Origin of the sequence: Flavobacterium procerum, from assembly GCF_042431625.1 — a bacterium.
In the GTDB taxonomy this organism is placed as follows: Bacteria; Bacteroidota; Bacteroidia; order Flavobacteriales; family Flavobacteriaceae; genus Flavobacterium; species Flavobacterium procerum.
Genome location: NZ_JBHLYW010000010.1, coordinates 289,395 through 306,203, shown reverse-complemented (window position 1 = coordinate 306,203; position 16,809 = coordinate 289,395). Strand labels below are relative to the sequence as shown.

The 16,809-nt window shown below is 32.2% G+C and carries 16 protein-coding genes; 6 read left to right on the top strand and 10 right to left on the bottom strand.

Features of this window, described 5'->3' with window-relative positions; translation table 11 throughout:
* Positions 1-41: 41 nt before the first annotated feature.
* The 5 genes from ACFFLS_RS15670 to ACFFLS_RS15650 all read right to left on the bottom strand — a co-directional run bounded on the left by ACFFLS_RS15670 (position 42) and on the right by ACFFLS_RS15650 (position 7,577).
* On the bottom strand, positions 42-1,769 hold the full coding sequence (locus tag ACFFLS_RS15670) for a hypothetical protein (RefSeq protein ID WP_379684554.1): 1,728 nt from the start codon (positions 1,767-1,769) through the stop codon (positions 42-44).
* Positions 1,757-2,938 (bottom strand): DUF4249 domain-containing protein, encoded by a 1,182-nt coding sequence (locus ACFFLS_RS15665; protein ID WP_379684555.1) that lies wholly within the window; start codon positions 2,936-2,938, stop codon positions 1,757-1,759. Before ACFFLS_RS15665 ends, ACFFLS_RS15670 begins: the two co-directional genes overlap by 13 nt.
* 6 nt (positions 2,939-2,944) lie before the next feature.
* A complete protein-coding gene (locus ACFFLS_RS15660) occupies positions 2,945-5,677 on the bottom strand; it encodes a TonB-dependent receptor (protein ID WP_379684556.1) in 2,733 nt (910 codons plus the stop codon).
* 17 nt (positions 5,678-5,694) lie between these two features.
* On the bottom strand, positions 5,695-6,408 hold the full coding sequence (locus tag ACFFLS_RS15655) for a hypothetical protein (RefSeq protein WP_379684557.1): 714 nt from the start codon (positions 6,406-6,408) through the stop codon (positions 5,695-5,697).
* 206 nt (positions 6,409-6,614) lie between these two features.
* Positions 6,615-7,577, bottom strand: coding sequence for a hypothetical protein (locus tag ACFFLS_RS15650; RefSeq protein WP_379684558.1), 963 nt, complete (start codon positions 7,575-7,577; stop codon positions 6,615-6,617).
* Between the two features lie 104 nt (positions 7,578-7,681).
* On the opposite strand from ACFFLS_RS15650, the gene ACFFLS_RS15645 reads away from it, so the two are divergent.
* Genes ACFFLS_RS15645 through ACFFLS_RS15635 form a run of 3 tightly spaced genes read left to right on the top strand, consistent with a single transcriptional unit; the run spans position 7,682 to position 10,236 of the window.
* Positions 7,682-8,515 (top strand): LA_2272 family surface repeat-containing protein, encoded by an 834-nt coding sequence (locus ACFFLS_RS15645; RefSeq protein ID WP_379684559.1) that lies wholly within the window; start codon positions 7,682-7,684, stop codon positions 8,513-8,515.
* A gap of 12 nt (positions 8,516-8,527) precedes the next feature.
* Positions 8,528-9,127 (top strand): CDP-alcohol phosphatidyltransferase family protein, encoded by a 600-nt coding sequence (locus tag ACFFLS_RS15640; RefSeq protein ID WP_379684560.1) that lies wholly within the window; start codon positions 8,528-8,530, stop codon positions 9,125-9,127.
* 32 nt (positions 9,128-9,159) lie between these two features.
* The gene (locus ACFFLS_RS15635) at positions 9,160-10,236 is read left to right on the top strand and encodes a fatty acid desaturase family protein (RefSeq protein ID WP_379684561.1); all 1,077 of its coding nucleotides are present in this window, start codon (positions 9,160-9,162) and stop codon (positions 10,234-10,236) included.
* Positions 10,237-10,309: 73 nt separating this feature from the next.
* On the opposite strand, the gene ACFFLS_RS15630 is transcribed toward ACFFLS_RS15635, so the two are convergent.
* The 5 genes from ACFFLS_RS15630 to ACFFLS_RS15610 form a co-directional block, all read right to left on the bottom strand.
* Positions 10,310-12,445, bottom strand: a complete 2,136-nt coding sequence (locus ACFFLS_RS15630; RefSeq protein ID WP_379684562.1) for a polyribonucleotide nucleotidyltransferase — start codon at positions 12,443-12,445, stop codon at positions 10,310-10,312.
* A 160-nt stretch (positions 12,446-12,605) separates the two neighbouring features.
* Positions 12,606-12,872 (bottom strand): 30S ribosomal protein S15, encoded by a 267-nt coding sequence (gene rpsO, locus ACFFLS_RS15625; RefSeq protein WP_007804772.1) that lies wholly within the window; start codon positions 12,870-12,872, stop codon positions 12,606-12,608.
* A 162-nt stretch (positions 12,873-13,034) separates the two neighbouring features.
* The gene (locus tag ACFFLS_RS15620) at positions 13,035-13,982 is read right to left on the bottom strand and encodes an energy transducer TonB (RefSeq protein ID WP_379689515.1); all 948 of its coding nucleotides are present in this window, start codon (positions 13,980-13,982) and stop codon (positions 13,035-13,037) included.
* Positions 13,983-14,039: 57 nt separating this feature from the next.
* Positions 14,040-14,735 carry a toxin-antitoxin system YwqK family antitoxin gene (locus ACFFLS_RS15615; RefSeq protein ID WP_379684565.1) on the bottom strand — a complete coding sequence of 232 codons (696 nt, stop codon included), beginning with the start codon at positions 14,733-14,735 and terminating at the stop codon, positions 14,040-14,042.
* A gap of 35 nt (positions 14,736-14,770) precedes the next feature.
* A complete protein-coding gene (locus ACFFLS_RS15610) occupies positions 14,771-15,226 on the bottom strand; it encodes an XrtF-associated fRMsr-like GAF protein (RefSeq protein WP_379687761.1) in 456 nt (151 codons plus the stop codon).
* Between the two features lie 71 nt (positions 15,227-15,297).
* Between ACFFLS_RS15610 and xrtF the strand changes: the two genes are divergently transcribed.
* Genes xrtF through ACFFLS_RS15595 form a run of 3 tightly spaced genes read left to right on the top strand, consistent with a single transcriptional unit; the run spans position 15,298 to position 16,716 of the window.
* Positions 15,298-15,849 (top strand): exosortase family protein XrtF, encoded by a 552-nt coding sequence (xrtF, locus tag ACFFLS_RS15605; protein WP_379687762.1) that lies wholly within the window; start codon positions 15,298-15,300, stop codon positions 15,847-15,849.
* On the top strand, positions 15,824-16,270 hold the full coding sequence (locus ACFFLS_RS15600; RefSeq protein WP_379684567.1) for an exosortase F system-associated membrane protein: 447 nt from the start codon (positions 15,824-15,826) through the stop codon (positions 16,268-16,270). Before xrtF ends, ACFFLS_RS15600 begins: the two co-directional genes overlap by 26 nt.
* A gap of 47 nt (positions 16,271-16,317) precedes the next feature.
* Positions 16,318-16,716: an HYC_CC_PP family protein gene (locus ACFFLS_RS15595; protein ID WP_379684568.1), complete on the top strand. Its 399-nt coding sequence runs from the start codon at positions 16,318-16,320 to the stop codon at positions 16,714-16,716.
* The last annotated feature ends 93 nt before the right edge of the window (positions 16,717-16,809 follow it).

Genomic DNA, 16,809 nt, shown 5'->3' with positions numbered 1-16,809 from the left:
CAAAAAGTATCGGATTTCAGGTTTGTTTTTTTTGTAAAATGCTAATTCACAGTATTATCAGTGACAGTGATAAATTCTTTGATATAAACAGATTTGCCACTTTCTGAAAATCCTTCGAGAATAATTTCGAATTGCCCAGAAATATCAGAAGTATAAAAGCTAAATTTCTGATTTTTGATATCTATATTCGGACTCCATAACAATTGATGCCTGTAATCAGGAATCCTATCGTTTTTGTCTGTGCTGTAATCAGGACGAAAATATTCTTTTTTCATTTCGGGTCTTAACAATTGTGGTCTAGTAATAAAACGGCCTTTTAGTTTTGTGTCATAATTTCCTTCTTTAGAAGTATAAATCAAAAGTCCGTTAAATGATTTCGCGCCATAATAATAAATACCCTTAACAGCATTTACCTTTTCAATATTTTTAGGATTGTAAGCAAAAAGCTCATTTAAATCCTCAATTACAAGTCCGTCAACAACTACAAGTGCAGGCAATGTAGATTCGTAATTTGGATCATTGTCAAAAATATGAATACTGTAATTGTTTTTAGTTTTTGTAAAATAAACACCTTTTACAACTTCTGTAATAGTTTCCGCCATTGTTTTAAATCTGGTATAATCATCTAAAACAAACTCCGTAGATAAACTGCCAAAAAAAGGAAAACTGTTTTTTAAATTAATAATGCTGTCTTTTTTGACATTGTAATAGGCATTTTCAATTTGACTTGAAACGAGTCTGTCTGTAATATTCTTTTTAAAATCTGAGTTGAATTGAAGATTTGCAAATTGCAGTTTCGAAAAGTCTACCGAAAAGTCTTTTTCTACTTCAATTGTGTAATCTTCTTTGTTATCTTCAACTACCTGAACGACAATGTTTGCGCTTGGGTTTGGTTTTTCAAGATTAAAAATAAATCTTCCTTGGTCGTCAGTTTTTGTGAATTTTAATTCAGAATTCTTATCGACTATTGAAAGGGCGATTTTTTTGTTTTTAATGTCAGCGGAAGAAGAAGTGATTTTTCCCGTAATCAATTCACCTCTTAATTCTGGCAATATGAGATCATTATTTTTAAAAGATGCTGCAACAATGTCTTTTCTGTTGTTTTTTGTCTGAGCAAATCCGTTTTTGTTTTGAATCACAAAACCATCTGTTTTTCTCACAGAAAGACTGTATTTTCCGTTTAAAAAATCAGCAGATTCGCTTTTTATGGCAAGAGAAACTTCCTGACGACCGCTGTATGTTTTGTTTTTTAAATCAAAAGAAATAAAACTGCTAGTCATGGGAGAGGAAGCAGTGTTTTCAGTTTGTAAAATCGGTTGATTAGGAGCTTCTTTGTATGGATTTAAGATGTAAAGGTCGATATTGAAAAAATTTTCAGCTTCTTTATTCAGCATCCATTTAGTATATCCAATTAATTTATAATTCCCCGATTCCAGAGTTGTAGGCAGAAAGAAATCGCCATTTCCTGTTCCGTCTTTGAGGAATATTTTATGCGTAAAAACACTTTTTTTATTGCTGTCGACGAGTTGTATATAAGCAGTTTTGCTTTTTGTTTTTGTGCTTTGAGTATTGTTGTCTACACAGAAAAGGTTGTACAATAAAGTTTCGCCAGTTAAATAAGAACCGGCATTTGTACTGATATAAATTGACTCATTTAAGTTTTTGTCGATTCTATTCAGTTCTGTTGACGAATTAAGGTTCTGAGCAGTTAAAATCTGTCCGAAACTGATTAATAAGGCAGAAAGTACGATGTGTTTTAATCTATCCAAAATGAAGGTTTTATGTTTGACGCAAAGGAAGTACAGTCACCGCATTGAATATCATATAAAATAAACGATGGACCTTCTGTAGGGAAGTAACTTCTAGTTCCTGATTCTACCAGTAATACAGCAGTTGGGGATGAGAATGATGGAAAAATGTATTGATCCGCCATATCATCAGGGACAGGAGATGGACATTCAAATGGAAATTCTGGTATAGGTACTCTTGGGAATAAATCTGTAAAACTAAAAAACAAACGTTTTTCAGAATAAGAAGAAACATCGAAAAAACCAATTACTTTTTCGCCTGGATTGTCTACCGATTTCAAATTGCCATAATTAAAACCTGGTTGTGTTTGAGATAGAAGACTTCCCGAATTAGAAATTTCCTGAAGGGTTTCAAAATAAGTATGTGCCGCCAAATTCTGCACATATTGTTTTACCAAAATGCTGTATCTGGTTCTTATGATTGAATTTTTAACATCTATAAATTTGATAGGGAAATCAATTACCTTATCATCATTCAGTTTGCTTGTATTGGTTATGAGTAACTCATTTGATGTTTGGTACATATAACAAGTTCTTGCTTCTACTGTACGATCTATCAACTCAATTCTTTTGTTTATAACAACAGGTTTTTGAGGATAGTATTTAGGAACCACTACCTTGTAAGCTTCGTCATATTCATATCTATAATATTTTGATGAATTGGTGGGATCTGTGCTATTTACTGTAATTTCTACACCTAATTGACCTTTTTTAGTGACAGCATTTGCCTGTAAATTGTCAATTTGGGTTTCATGTGGGAGTTTTTCTGTACTTGAAACATAACTTTTGCCATCTTTTGCTGTTATATGAAGTTGGTATTCTCTTCCTGTACCAGCCTGAAACTGATTTACTGATTTGTACTCACTGGATGCTTCCTGAAAATCATATCGGTTACCCAAATCATCTGTTACATATACAGTAGCACCTGTTTCGAACTTTGGTGTGCTTTCTTCAAGCGTATAAGTTCTGGAGATTTTAATGGTCTGGTTTTTTAGTTGGTTCGTGATTGTCGCTTCTACAACAAGCAGGTCTTCAAATTCATTTGTCTGATAAGAGTATGGAGTTGTGCATCCAAAAATTGATGTTACTAATAATATAACAAGAACTCTAAAGAGTATGATTTTTTTCATAACTATTTAAAATTTAAAATTGTAAGTAATTGTTGGTATCGGAACAGCGAAAATAGTGGTTTTATAAGCCTTAACTTCGCCGTTGTTTGTCACAAAAAAGATTGAATATGGATTGTTTACTCCTAAAAGGTTATAAACTGAAATATTCCAAAAACTATGAGCTAATTTTTTTATTTTATGATTTCCTTCAATATTTAATCCAACATCTAATCTGTAGTAATCTGGTATTCTAAATTTATTACGATCGCTGTAAAGCGTGTATTCGGCTCCGTTATAGTAATATTTTCCAATTGGATAAGTGATAGGTCTTCCTGTCTGATATACAAAATTAGATGAAAAACTGTATCGATGCGTAATTTTGTAGTTCATAACCACACTTACATCATGAGGTTTGTCAAAATTGGTTGGAAAAAACTTTCCGTTGTTTACTTTTTCATCATTAAACTGACTGTCAAGCTTTATAAAACTTCTCGAGTAAGTATAGCCAACCCAGCCATTAAGTCTTCCTATCGATTTTTTCAATAAAAATTCAATTCCATACGCTTTTCCGTCACCTTGAAGTAATTCGGTTTCTAAATCTTGGTTTAAAAGTATCTGAGAACCCGTTTTATAATCTAGTACATTTTTTGATGTTTTGTAATAACCTTCAAGGCTAATTTCGAGATCTTTATAGTCAAGTTTTTTGAATACACCCAAAGAGTATTGCAAACCGCTTTGAGGTTTTACATTTAAGTCTGATAATTTCCAAGTGTCAGTTGGAGACTGTGTTGTGTTATTCGTAAGAAGGTGTATGTACTGATAGTTTTTGTCAAAACCTGCTTTTACAAAAAGGCTTTCATCAATAATATATCGAAGGCCAACTCTTGGTTCAAATCCGCCAAAAGTTTTAATGGTTTCATTGTTGCCATAAGTTTTTTCTTCAACAACAGTTGATTGCGTTTTTGGAACCCCATCTTCATAAACTTTTTGAGTTGATGGGCCTAAAGCAGCAAACATCGAATAACGAGCACCAAAATCAAGCAGCAAGTTTTCGGAAATCTTAAATTTGTCTGAGAAAAATACAGCAGATTCTAATCCTTTTTCTCTGTCAATTTCGACGGGAATAATTATAGATTCTGATCCTTTCGGATATAATTGTCCAGGATTTATTTTATACATCTTGCTGGACAATCCGTAAGTAAATTTGTGATTGCTAAGTTCGCTGTTAAACTTTAAATATCCCTGTGTTTCGTTTATTTTGTATTTTAAAAGAAATGATTCCTGATTGATAGAATTGTAATCAAGGCTGAATTTGTATTCACTGTTGGTGAAATTCAACTCGCTGTTATTTTTTTCATTAAACGCGTGTTTCCATTTTAAGGAAACCAGCCTGTTGCTATATTTATATAGTGAATCTGGAGTAATGTTGTAGGTGTCTTTACTATAATAGCCAGAACCTTCAAGCGAATTGTTTTTGTTTATCTTATGAGTATATTTTGCATATAAATCATAAAATGAAGCTTGGCTGTTTTTTAGATTCTCATCATCTAGAGATTTAAGAATCCAGTCAGAATAGGTTGCTCTTCCTGCAACAAGTAAGCTAGCTTTTTCTTTTACAACAGGAATAGAAGCTGTCAGGTTGCTTGTAACAGGTCCGATACCTCCTTCGCCAGAAAATTTCTCTGTATCGCCATTTTTTGTAACAATATCAAAAACAGAAGATAATCTTCCGCCGTATTCAGGTGGAATTCCGCCTTTGTAAATATCCACTCGGTTAATTGTATAAGGATTTATAGCAGTGAAAAAGCCAAAAAGATGCGACGGATTGTAAATAGTTCCGTTATCTAGCAGCATTAAATTCTGATCTTCTTTACCACCACGCACATTAAATCCAGAAGAGCCTTCTCCAGCACTTTTAACTCCAGGAATAGTCAGCGCAACCTTAAGGACATCTCTTTCTCCTAAAACTAATGGAATTGTTTTAACTCCTTCTGCTTCAATAGTTGTAACTCCGGTTATAGCAGTTCGTACATTTTGGCTGTTTTTACTTTTTACCAAAACTTCATCAAGCTGATTGATTTTTTCAATAATCGTAAAATCTAATGTTCCGTTACTGTAAATCATGATTTTTCGCGAGGCAGCATTATACAAAGCAGATCCAACTTCAATAGTACTAAGGCCAGTCGGAATTTTTAAGCTGTAAAAACCTTCAGCATTTGTAATCGTGCTGATAGGAGTGTTTTTTACCTTCACAGTGATGTCTGAAAGAGGTTTCTGATCTTTCAAATCTGTAATATGTCCAGAAAGAATGTATAAGTCAGAATCTGTTTCTGTTGTTTCTTTTCCGATTAATTCCACAGGAGCTGCAACCGTTTTTTGATTTTTTTGAACCGTATCATACTGTTGAAAGAATATAGGCGCATTTACATTTTTAGAATTATTCAGTTTGCTGTAAATAATGCTGTTTTTGGTTAGAATGATTTTGTTTCTGTCAACAAAAAAATTAAGATCGGTATCTTGTAAAACCTTAGCCAAAATATCTTGAACAGATTTGTTTTCGTAGTCGCCAGAAATCAAAACACTTTTGTCAAACCATTCTTCCTGAAAGTAAAATTTGCAATTGGCAGCGGTTTCAATTTTCTTTAAGACTTCAATTCTGTTGATGTTGCTGAATTTTATGCTAACTGTATTTTGCTGATTTTGTGAATGCGCTAAAAAACTAAAGCCAAAAAATAGTAAAAGGATTGTAAGTATTCTCATTGCGTAATTTTCAAGCTTTAATTGTTAATATAGTTGATGAGTTTTTTCATGAATAAGGAAGGGTTTTCTTTTCTCAATTCCCTATTCACAAAAAAGTAATCATTTATTTTTCTTTTGCTTTCTGGAAATAATACAATGAGATTTTTTTTGTCGTTTATTAGGTTGAATTTATTGTCTTTAAAGAGAATAAATTCATAAGCAGGAACATAGCTAATTAGATCGCTTTCTATTCGATTGATCTTTTTTTTCTCCTTTAGATATTTTATATAGAGAGTTGTTTCGTTTTTTAGAATTATTTCTTCGTAAAAACCACCTTTAAAAATAGTTGGAAGGTCTGTAAGGTTAACAAATTTTTCATTGCTAATTGTAAAACTTTTTATGTTTTCCTTATGCAGGTTGATTTTTGTGCTATTTGCTTCGTCATATGGATTTAAAATCAAATCATCCCTATAAATGTCGTATTTTAAAAGCAAGTCATAATAATTCTGATTATTATAAACTATATTTCCTCTTCTAAAATTATCAACGAGGTAACGATTTTCGTTATTTATAGTTTTATCAAAATTAAGATGAGCTGCGCCATTTTTGATATCCAGAGACTCTATGCCTAAATTTTTATCAAACCATTTGTAGATTTCTGTTTCTTTAGGATTTTGACTCTGAATGCGGTGATTGTTTAGTAATAATCCAATTATTAGAATGAATATGGATTTTTTTTGTAAATTTTTCAACAGATTGAGATTTTATAAGTTCGGTTTTGGTTAGAGCCAAAAGTAACTAAAAAATGTTACTGATATCACTTAGTACTGTTAAATTGTAATAAAATCTGTATTTTTTTATAATAAAAAGATGGTTTGATTTCAAAATTTCGAAAAGAACAAAAAGTAATTTCCTAAATTTCGAAATTCTAACGTTTCATGGCTTGGTGCATTTGTTTTTAAAACAAAAGATCAACTTGAGAATTAATTTTTTCCTGATAATAATCTATTTTTCGAATGGCTCTGTTGAAAAATAAATTTCTTTCCTTAATTCCAGATTGCCCTAAAGGTTTTGAATTGATGATTTGCTGTTTGAAAAACTGATGTACATTTTTACAGCTTTCTTCATTGTTAGTAATAAAATATCCTAAAAGGGTATAAGGAACAAACATCGTTAGTTTTTCTTCAGACTCAATCAGCATATTGTTGTTCAATAGTATCAATTCGTTATAATAAATTGCAAAGTTTGTATTGGGTTTATTGCATTTTTCCTGAATCAACGAAATGATTCTCTTTAAGTCTTTGCAAAGTGCATTTGCACTGTTGATATTGAGCAGGCCTGCTTCGTAGAAATAGAGAATCTGCTGTAAACTGCTGTTAATGGTCGTGTCGTTCCACACTTCATTCACAAAAGTGTTTTCATAAATCTTTTTTAGTTTCTGCATGTATTCTGTAAAAGATTCATCAATTACAAAATTTTCAAAAGACACTTCCTTTTGGTTTGAATTTAAAAGGTTAAGCCAGACAAAAGCCTTGAATTTTGATAAAATAGTGCCATCCATAAAATAAAACAGCGGAATGTCTTTTGCGGAATAAAACAGAATCGTTTTTTCGTTTTTTGTTAACGTTTCGATATTTTCAGCTGACGATTTGAAATATTGAAGCATGTCTTTTAGATTTTCAATCTCAATCGTTTTTTCGACAATCACTTTTTCTTTATTCGAAAATAAACTATCCAATGATATACTGAAATGATTGGCCAGTCTAACTGTTTCGTCTATCGAAAACTTGCTTTTTCCTGAAATCCTTCGGTGTGAGGCATCATAACTGATTTCTAAAACTCCTGCAATCTCATCTATTAAAGAAACTGATTTAGAAATTTGCTGTCTTATTGCTTTTAAAAATAATTCTTGCGACTTCATATTTTTTGTGATAATCGCAAATTTATAAAATTATTTTATTGATTAGCACAAATGGATATGTGAAAATTGCAATAGGTTTGTCCTGTAATTTTAAAAGAAATAATATGAAAAGAATCAATCAAATTATGAGAGTCAAATCTTTGGAAGATTTTCACAAGATGTTATTTATTGGCATTTTATTGTTTTCAGGATTTTGTTTCGGACAAGATAAAGCATCCCAAGTTGTTGATACTTTAGTTGGTAATATTCCATTTAGCCCATCAATGGTTTTTGATGGAAAAGAAGTTGATCTCCATTATTCTAAATGGAAGTCTGAAGTTAATTTAAGAAATGACAGTATTAAGGTTTTTAGTTTGTCTCCGATATCTAGAAGAGTAAACAAGGTAAATGGTTTTGCTCTTGGAGTTGGTCATTATGAAAATCAGAAAATCAAACTTCAAACAATTAATGGGTTAAATGTTGAAGCCAGTCCATCGTCATTGGTTCTTTTTACGATTTCGATTAATGTTCCGTTTGAGTCTATTTTGGTTGGAATAAATGATAATGTTATTAAGAATGTAGCTTTCTTTTATGCAGAAGTTGATACCAATATCAAGATAAATGGTTTAAATATTAGTTCTGGAGGATTTACAGGTGGTGCGGAATTACGAGGTATAAATATTTCGGTAATTTCAGGGATGAATAAAATGAATGGATTTTCTATTGGAGGTATATTGAATACTAAAAGTTTTTCTGGTGTGACTATTTCCGGTTTAGCGAATTTGTCTGATTCAGGAAATGGAATTCAGATTGGTTCATCGAATGTTTCTAGAAGACATAATGGAATTCAAATAGGATTGTTTAATAATTCCAAAGATTTAAGAGGAATGCAATTTGGTCTTTGGAATACAAATGGAAAACGGAAACTTCCTCTTATTAACTGGCAGTTTAAGAAATAAAAAAAGTAACAAATGAAAAAAACACCTGTTTTACTCATCGTATTTAGACTTTTATTAGGTCCAATTTTAATATTGCTTACTTATAATTTTGGTGATGCAATAAGAATAGAATTAATTGTATTGATTTTCTGTGGATTGCTATCTGATATTTTTGATGGAATTATTGCCCGTAAAATAGGGATTTCTTCAGAAAAACTTCGAAGAATGGATAGTCAGACCGATCTGGTTTTTTGGTTATGTGTTGCCTGGTGCTCATGGCTTTTAAATCCAGAGATAATAATTGAAAATGTATCTCCAATTGCAGTAATTTTTATAATGGAAGCATTGACTTATGTTTTCAGCTTTATAAAATTTGGAAAAGAAACTTGTACACATGCATTTCTTTCTAAATTATGGGGAATAACTCTATTGCTTGCCTTTGTTGGAATGATTGGTTTTGGATATTCTGGAATTACTTTTTCTTTAGCAATTATCTTTGGAATAATTGGTCATATAGATGTTTTGCTGATAGTTTTAATTCTTCCGAAATGGACATTTGATGTACCCAGCTCTTATCATGCCTATTTGATTCGTAATAATATTCCTTTTAAAAAGAATAAACTTTTTAATTAAACTTAAACCCCATTTTAAAAATATAATAATTTATGAAAGCTAAATATTTTAATAAATCTGAAGAAGAAAAGCTATTTTTTTCTACATTAAAACAACGAGTTCACGAACAACTTCAGGGTAAGACCATTTCTCATGGAGACACCAGATTTTGGTTTAAAGGATTGTTCTGGACGCTCATCTGCTATTTTTCTTATTCGTTACTTTTTTTGGATTCTACAGGTAAAATAAGTTTTTGGATGTTTTATGTCGTTTTTCAATTGGCTGGATTGCTGATCGGATTTAGTTTTGGTCATGATGCCTCTCACAATACAGCGTTCAAAAATAAAAAGGCGAATTCGGTATTGCATTTTTTTAGTTTTTTAACGGTAGGAATAGATCCATTGCTTTGGGGATTGAGACATATTCGTTCGCATCATTTATACGCAAATGTTGAAGGAAGCGATATTGATATTGATAAAAATCCATTTTTGAGATTAAGTCCAACGCATGCGTGGAAACCTAAACATAAATACCAAGCGTATTATGCACCATTTGTTTACATGTTTACCTTGTTGCATTCTGTTTTCATGAGTGATTGGGTTTATTTATTTTCAAATGAATACGATTGGATGAAAAGAGGTGTTCCTAAAGGCGAATTGTATTTTAGATTCTTGTTGTACAAAGTGTTTTATTTTTCTTTGGTTTTAGTATTTCCTTTACTATATGCTCACTTTTCATGGACTTTTATTGTGTTGACTTATTTAACGGCCAGCGCATTTACTTCTATGGTTTTTATTATTATGCTCGTTGGAACACATTTTTTTGATGGAGCAGATTATCCACAACCTGAAGGTGAATTTTTAGAACATACATGGGCAGTGCATCAGCTTTATACGAGTTGCGACTGGAATGCCGATAAAGGCTGGGCGAGATTCTTAAGTGGTGGATCCAACTGTCATGCAGCGCATCATCTTTTTCCGAATATCTGCCATACCAATTATAGCGAAATCAATAATATAATTGAAGAAACGACAAAAGAATACAAACAACCGTATCACCATAAAACTTTATTAGAAATGATGTTTTCGCATTTTAAACATTTACATAAAATGGGAAAACAAGAAGAGTAAAACTTAAAAACCCCAATTCAAGTAAATGAATTGGGGTTTTCTATAAATAAACCTTTAGTAAACTAAGATCTGATTACTCTTTTTTGTCCTCACGCGGAGGTCTTGGAACAAGTGCTTTTTTAGACACTTTTTCTTTTTTAGTTTTAGGGTCAACTCCTAAGTATTTCACTTGAAAAACATCTCCCATTTTAACGACATCAGCAACGTTTTCAGTACGTTCCCAAGCTAGTTCAGATACGTGAAGCAATACTTCGTTTCCTGGTGCAGCAGTATATTCTACAACAGCTCCAAAATCTAGCATTTTGATTACTTTAACTTCATAAGCTTCTCCCATTTGCGGTTTGAAAGTAATAGAAGCAATTTTTGCTAATACTGCTTCAATTCCAGCAGGATCTGTACCTAAAATTTCAATAACACCTTGCTCGTCAACTTCATTAATTACAATTGTAGTTCCCGTAGCTTTTTGTAATTCTTGAATTACTTTTCCACCAGGTCCAATTAATGCTCCAATAAAGTTTCCAGGAATAGTTCTGGTAATGATTTTTGGTGCGTGAGCTTTTACATCAGCTCTTGGAGCAGCGATAGTCTCAGTTAATTTTCCTAAAATGTGTAAACGTCCATCACGAGCCTGAGCTAATGCTTGCTCCATAATGTCATAACGTAAGCCATCAATTTTGATGTCCATTTGACAAGCAGTGATACCGTCAGCAGTTCCAGTTACTTTAAAGTCCATATCTCCTAAGTGATCTTCATCACCTAAAATATCAGACAATACAGCAAATTTCTCTCCGTCAGTAATTAATCCCATAGCAATTCCAGAAACTGGTTTTACCATTTGAACTCCAGCATCCATCAAAGCCATTGTTCCAGCACAAACTGTTGCCATAGAAGAAGAACCGTTAGATTCTAAAACCTCAGAAACAATACGAATTGTGTAAGGACAATCAGCAGGAATCATATTTTTTAATGCTCTTTGAGCTAAGTTACCGTGACCAACTTCTCTTCTTGAAGTTCCTCTTAATGGTTTTGCTTCACCAGTAGAGAAAGGAGGGAAGTTATAGTGTAAGTAGAATTTCTCTTCACCTTGCTCAGATGGAGAATCGATTTGGTTTGCTTCTCTAGAAGTTCCTAAAGTTACTGTAGCCAAAGCTTGAGTTTCTCCACGTGTAAATAAAGAAGAACCGTGAACTCTTGGTAAATAATCAGTTTCACACCAGATTGGTCTGATGTCTGTAGTTTTTCTACCATCTAAACGAACACCTAATTCTAATACTACATTACGAACAGCTTCTTTATTTGTTTTGTAGAAATATTTAGAAACTAAATCACCATCAGCAGCTAATTCTTCTTCAGTAAATAAAGCTTTTACTTCTTCTTTTACTTCAGCAAATGCAGCGCCTCTTTCGTGTTTAGCTGAACCAACTTTTGCAATAGCATAAATTTTATCGTATGCTGCAGCTTTTACTTTTTTGTAAATTTCTTCGTTTTCTTTCTCACCTTCGTAAGTACGGATTTCTTTTTTACCAAAAGCTTCCTGTAAACGATATTGAGCCTGAATTTGAACTTTGATAGCCTCGTGAGCAAATTTAATAGCTTCGATCATTTCAGCCTCAGAGATTTCTTTCATCTCACCTTCAACCATTGCAACAGAATCCATAGAAGCTCCAATCATCATATCGATATCAGATTTTTCTAATTCTTCTCTACTTGGGTTGATTACTAATTTTCCGTCAATACGTGCTACACGTACTTCAGAAATTAAGTTATAAAAAGGAATATCTGAAACTGCTAATGCTGCTGACGCCGCTAAACCAGCTAAAGCATCTGGCATAACAGTTTCGTCATGAGACATTAATTGAATCATAACTTGTGTTTCAGCATGGTAATCGTCTGGGAAAAGCGGACGCAAAACACGGTCAACTAATCTCATTGTCAATACTTCGCTGTCGCTTGGACGTGCTTCTCTTTTAAAGAAACCTCCAGGGAAACGACCTGCTGCGGCAAATTTTTCGCGGTAATCTACCGTTAATGGTAAAAAGTCTACGCCTGGGTTTGATGTGCGAGCTGAAACTGCTGTTGCAAGAATCATTGTGTCGCCCATTCTTACTACTACAGAACCGTCTGCTTGTTTAGCTAAACGTCCTGTCTCGATTGTGATGCTTCTGCCATCACCTAAATCGATTTTTTCTACAAATAATTGTGGAATCATAAATTTTTTCCTTATTGATTATACAATGGGTTTTAGTTGTGTTGTAGTTGTTGTTGTGTGTAGTTGTTGTTATCTAAAACCCAATGAAAAACCAAACTTTTTTATATGCGTGTAATGTAAAAACAAAAAGAGGCACTTTCGCACCTCTTTTCTATATTGATTATTTTCTGATATTCAATACTTTGATAATCTCACGATATCTGTTGATTTCTTTCTTTTTCAAGTAATCAAGTAAAGCTCTTCTTTTACCTACTAATAGTACAAGAGAACGCTCAGTGTTGTAATCGTGACGATTTTTTTTCAAGTGTTCAGTTAAGTGTGAAATTCTGTAAGTGAACAATGCAATTTGACCTTCTGCGCTTCCAGTGTTTGTTGCACCACCGTGTTGTGCGAAAATCTCTTCTTTCTTTTCTTTAGTTAAATACATTCCAATATTATTTAATGATTTTTATGTATGTCATACAGCTTTTGTAAGACGGGTGCAAAATTAGATTAAAAAAACAGAAAAATCAAAAAAAAATAAAAGAATCTGAAAATAAGACGTAATAAATTTATTTTTAATGATTTAGTTTCGTTTATGCACTTATCATTATCTGCTACTTATTGTTATTGGTAAAGAGAATAGAGCAGATCTTTTGATGCCCCTAAATTTTCCAGGAATCCAATTTCCAGCAGCGTATATAGCTCTTACAGCTTCTTGTCCAGTTCCATAACCTAAATCTTGTATAATTATAGGTTTTGTGATTTTTCCCGTTTCATCAACAACAAAAGTGACATAAATTTTGCCTACAACTTTGTTTTTAAACGCTTCATCTGGAGTTCTGTAATTACGAGCAATTTCTTTGTAAAAGTTATCCATTCCTGTCATAGGAGCTGGTTTTTCATACAATTTTGAATAGGAATATTTTACATCGTTTTTATCCGTACTAATTCCCGAAACCAGATTTCCTTGATTATAGGATTCTGTAAATGTGATTTTGCTTTTTGAATTGTTTCCTTGCCAAATACCTTCTTTTAAACCGTTTTTTATTATTCCTTTTTCTTGAAAGTCTTCATCAGTATCATCGCATTCTCCATTTCCATCAATTACGGTCAATTGATTTTCTTTATTCCAGAATTTTAAGAGTAGTGTTTTAGAAGTTTTGGCTTTTGGGTCAAAAAAGTTTTCTTTCTCAAATTTTGGATTTCCATTTTCATACCATTTGTATTCTTTTCCAGTTTTCCAATCTGCAGAATAAGTAATAATAGCTTCTTTAACACCATTTTCGTAGAAGTGAATAAACGTACCATCTTTTTTAAGAACATCTTTGTTTAAGGTTGTCCCTATCATTTTTTTAGCACCAGATTTGTAAAGTATTATCACTTTATAGCTGTCTTTGTCTACATAATAATCCTCTATAACTCTTTTGTACTTGTGATTTTCTTCTGATGTCTCGCGATACATCGAGTCTAGATAAACAGCTCTTGATTGGTTTTTCTGAGCGGTACTATTTAGAGAGATAAAAACTAAAATAACAAAGAATAATTTTTCTTTCATAGGTATTATTTTTTTTGTAGTAAAAATAACACTTACAGATTTATATGCAATTGTTTGTCATTTTAATTTTAGACTTTTTTTGCCAGTCTGTTTTTCTGTTAAAGATGAATAAGGAGTTTTTACATTGTTTGCATCTACACTCACTCCAGAAATTAAAACACCTTTATCATAGTTATCGGTAAAGGAAATATTCTTAAAGGAATCATTGCCTTGCCAGACGCCTTGTTTTAAGCCATTTTTTATTTCTCCTTTTTGGATTATAAACCCATCACTCTCTTCATATTCGCCATTTCCGTCAGTTACTGTTTGCGTTTTATCTTCATTCCAGTAATTAAGAATCAGGGTTTTAGATTTTTTTGTTTTTGGATCCCAAGAATTCTGTTTCTCAGCTTTTTTGCTCTGATTTTCGTACCAGCTGATTTCTTTGCCGTTTTTATGATCTTCTGTGTAATTTACAACAGACTCTTTTGTTCCGTTCTTAAAATAATAGATAAACTCTCCGTCTTTTTTTAAAACATCCCTGTCCAAAGTGCATCCGGTCATTTTTTTTCTCCCGTTTTTGTAAAAATCAGTTACAACATAGCGCGCGCTTTTTTGAGAATAATTGGTAATTACCCTCGTGTAGACATGTTTGTCTGGAGTTGTTTCCTGATTTAAAGAGTCAAGGAAGATTTTTTTTGAAACAATATTGATTTGCGCAGATAGACTAACCGAAACTAAAAAATACAGTAATAAGAAAATGCTTTTTTTCATTTAGAAACTATCTATTACAGTAAAAATACGTTTTTTTAGAATAATTTAGCAACTTCTTGGTTTACAAATTCTAAAAAACGCTCGTCGGCTTCTGTAAAAGGATCAATAACATGACTGTCGATATCAATCTGACCGATATTAACTCCATTTACGAATAACGGAACCACAATTTCAGATTTAACCGTAAGACTGCAAGCTATATAATTGTCTTGTGCTTTAACATCAGGCACCACAAAATTAGCATTGCTTTCAGCTACCTGTCCGCAGATTCCTTTCCCGAACGGAATTACGGTGTGATCTGTTTCGGCACCAACATAAGGTCCTAAATGGAGTGTTTTGGCTTCATGATTGGCAAAATAAAATCCAACCCAGTTGTAATATTCTACATTTGCGTTTAAAAGCTGGCATACTGCCTGTAGTTTTTCGTCTCTATTTGTATCAGCAGCAGCGATAATCGCGCTTACTCTTGGCTGTAGTTCTTGAAATGTCATGATATAAAAATTTTATACAAAAGTATTTAAAGCTGAAGTCAAAAAATACATAAATTTGAAAAAAAAATCTTTTGAAAAAGTATCTGATTCAGTTTAAACCCTTTCTTAATTTTGTAGGCACTTTCTTTTTGGTCTACATTGTTCTGACAATACTCTATAAATTTTATCTGAATAATTATGGAATAAATGATTTGGATGGAATTACGACTTTTGCAGGGCATAATGTTGGGCAACTTTTAAGTCTTTTAAATTATGAGATTACAATTCAGAAGAGCATTTCTGAGCCATGGCTTGAAGTGATTTTTAAAGGAAAATATATAGTCAGGATTATTGAAGGCTGTAATGCAGTAAGTGTGATTGTTTTATTTGTTTCGTTTATTGCAGCGTTTTCGGGAAAACTCAAAACAACACTTCTTTTTATATTGTTTGGAATTTTGTCGATTCATGTTTTAAATGTAATCCGAATTGCGTTGCTTACAGTACTTATTTACTACTATCCGCAACATTCTCATTTTCTTCATGGGGTTGTTTTTCCGCTCATTATTTACGGTTTCGTCTTTGTTTTATGGCTGATATGGATTAATAAGTTTTCGAAATATGCTGCAAAAAATCAGACAAAATAAATTTAAAATCATAACTGCAATTGCCGTCGTAATGGGTTTTGCAGTAATTCGTGCTTTCGAGAATACGCTTTTTTACGATCCTTTTCTGGAATATTTTGAATCGGATTTTAAAGATAGGCCTTTTCCTGAATTTGATGCTTTTCCTTTATTCTTCGGATTATTGCTGCGATACATGTTAAATTCTGGATTATCTTTGGTTTTGATCTATTATCTATTTTTAGATAAAGAAATACTTAGTTTTAGCCTGTTTTTGTATGTCTTTTTCGGCTTGCTACTTTTTGTTTTTTTCTACACAACACTGTATTTTTTTTCAGATGCAAATTGGTTGCTTTTTTATGTGAGAAGATTCATCATTCAACCCATTTTTGTACTGATTTTTATTCCAGCATTTTATTACCAGCTTCAGTATTCTAAAAAATAACATTTATTTTTGTTTTTTTCTGGCATCATTTTTAATAATTTTGCATTATGAAATTTAAAAAGTGCACCGTATTACTTCTGGCTTTCCTGCTATTGGTTTCCAATATTGGGTTTGCAATTGATGTGCACTACTGTGGTGGAAAAATTGCCTCAGTTTCTTTAAATACAACCGTAAAAGCAGAACCTGAAAAAAAATGCTGCGGTTCTAAAGAAAAAAAGAATTCTTGCTGTAAAGATAAATTAGTTAAGATTGAGAAAAAGTCTGATGACGCGACTCTTAAATTTTTCTTTTTCCAGTTTGAGTTTCCAGCTGTAATTCAGGATTACAAACCGTTTGTTTTTGCTGCTGTATCCAACTTTAAAAACAAAGAAGTTATTTCGTATTATTCTGATGCGAATGCGCCTCCTTTATTCAAATTATACAATCAATACCTATTTTATTCCTGATTTTAATGTTTAGAATCAAGCTTTTTTAGCTTGCGCTGAACTGTTTCTGTTTTTTATAACGAACATGAAACAGTATTTTCTAAATTATTAAAA

Coding starts and splice junctions, on each gene's coding strand:
- ACFFLS_RS15640 (WP_379684560.1), top strand. CDS start 8,528: ATGAAAAAAACACCTGTTTTACTCATCGTATTTAGACTTTTATTAGGT.
- ACFFLS_RS15615 (WP_379684565.1), bottom strand. CDS start 14,735: ATGAAAAAAAGCATTTTCTTATTACTGTATTTTTTAGTTTCGGTTAGT.
- rpsO (WP_007804772.1), bottom strand. CDS start 12,872: ATGTATTTAACTAAAGAAAAGAAAGAAGAGATTTTCGCACAACACGGT.
- ACFFLS_RS15665 (WP_379684555.1), bottom strand. CDS start 2,938: ATGAAAAAAATCATACTCTTTAGAGTTCTTGTTATATTATTAGTAACA.
- ACFFLS_RS15660 (WP_379684556.1), bottom strand. CDS start 5,677: ATGAGAATACTTACAATCCTTTTACTATTTTTTGGCTTTAGTTTTTTA.
- ACFFLS_RS15635 (WP_379684561.1), top strand. CDS start 9,160: ATGAAAGCTAAATATTTTAATAAATCTGAAGAAGAAAAGCTATTTTTT.
- ACFFLS_RS15610 (WP_379687761.1), bottom strand. CDS start 15,226: ATGACATTTCAAGAACTACAGCCAAGAGTAAGCGCGATTATCGCTGCT.
- ACFFLS_RS15630 (WP_379684562.1), bottom strand. CDS start 12,445: ATGATTCCACAATTATTTGTAGAAAAAATCGATTTAGGTGATGGCAGA.
- ACFFLS_RS15600 (WP_379684567.1), top strand. CDS start 15,824: ATGCTGCAAAAAATCAGACAAAATAAATTTAAAATCATAACTGCAATT.
- ACFFLS_RS15620 (WP_379689515.1), bottom strand. CDS start 13,982: ATGAAAGAAAAATTATTCTTTGTTATTTTAGTTTTTATCTCTCTAAAT.
- ACFFLS_RS15645 (WP_379684559.1), top strand. CDS start 7,682: ATGAAAAGAATCAATCAAATTATGAGAGTCAAATCTTTGGAAGATTTT.
- ACFFLS_RS15650 (WP_379684558.1), bottom strand. CDS start 7,577: ATGAAGTCGCAAGAATTATTTTTAAAAGCAATAAGACAGCAAATTTCT.
- ACFFLS_RS15595 (WP_379684568.1), top strand. CDS start 16,318: ATGAAATTTAAAAAGTGCACCGTATTACTTCTGGCTTTCCTGCTATTG.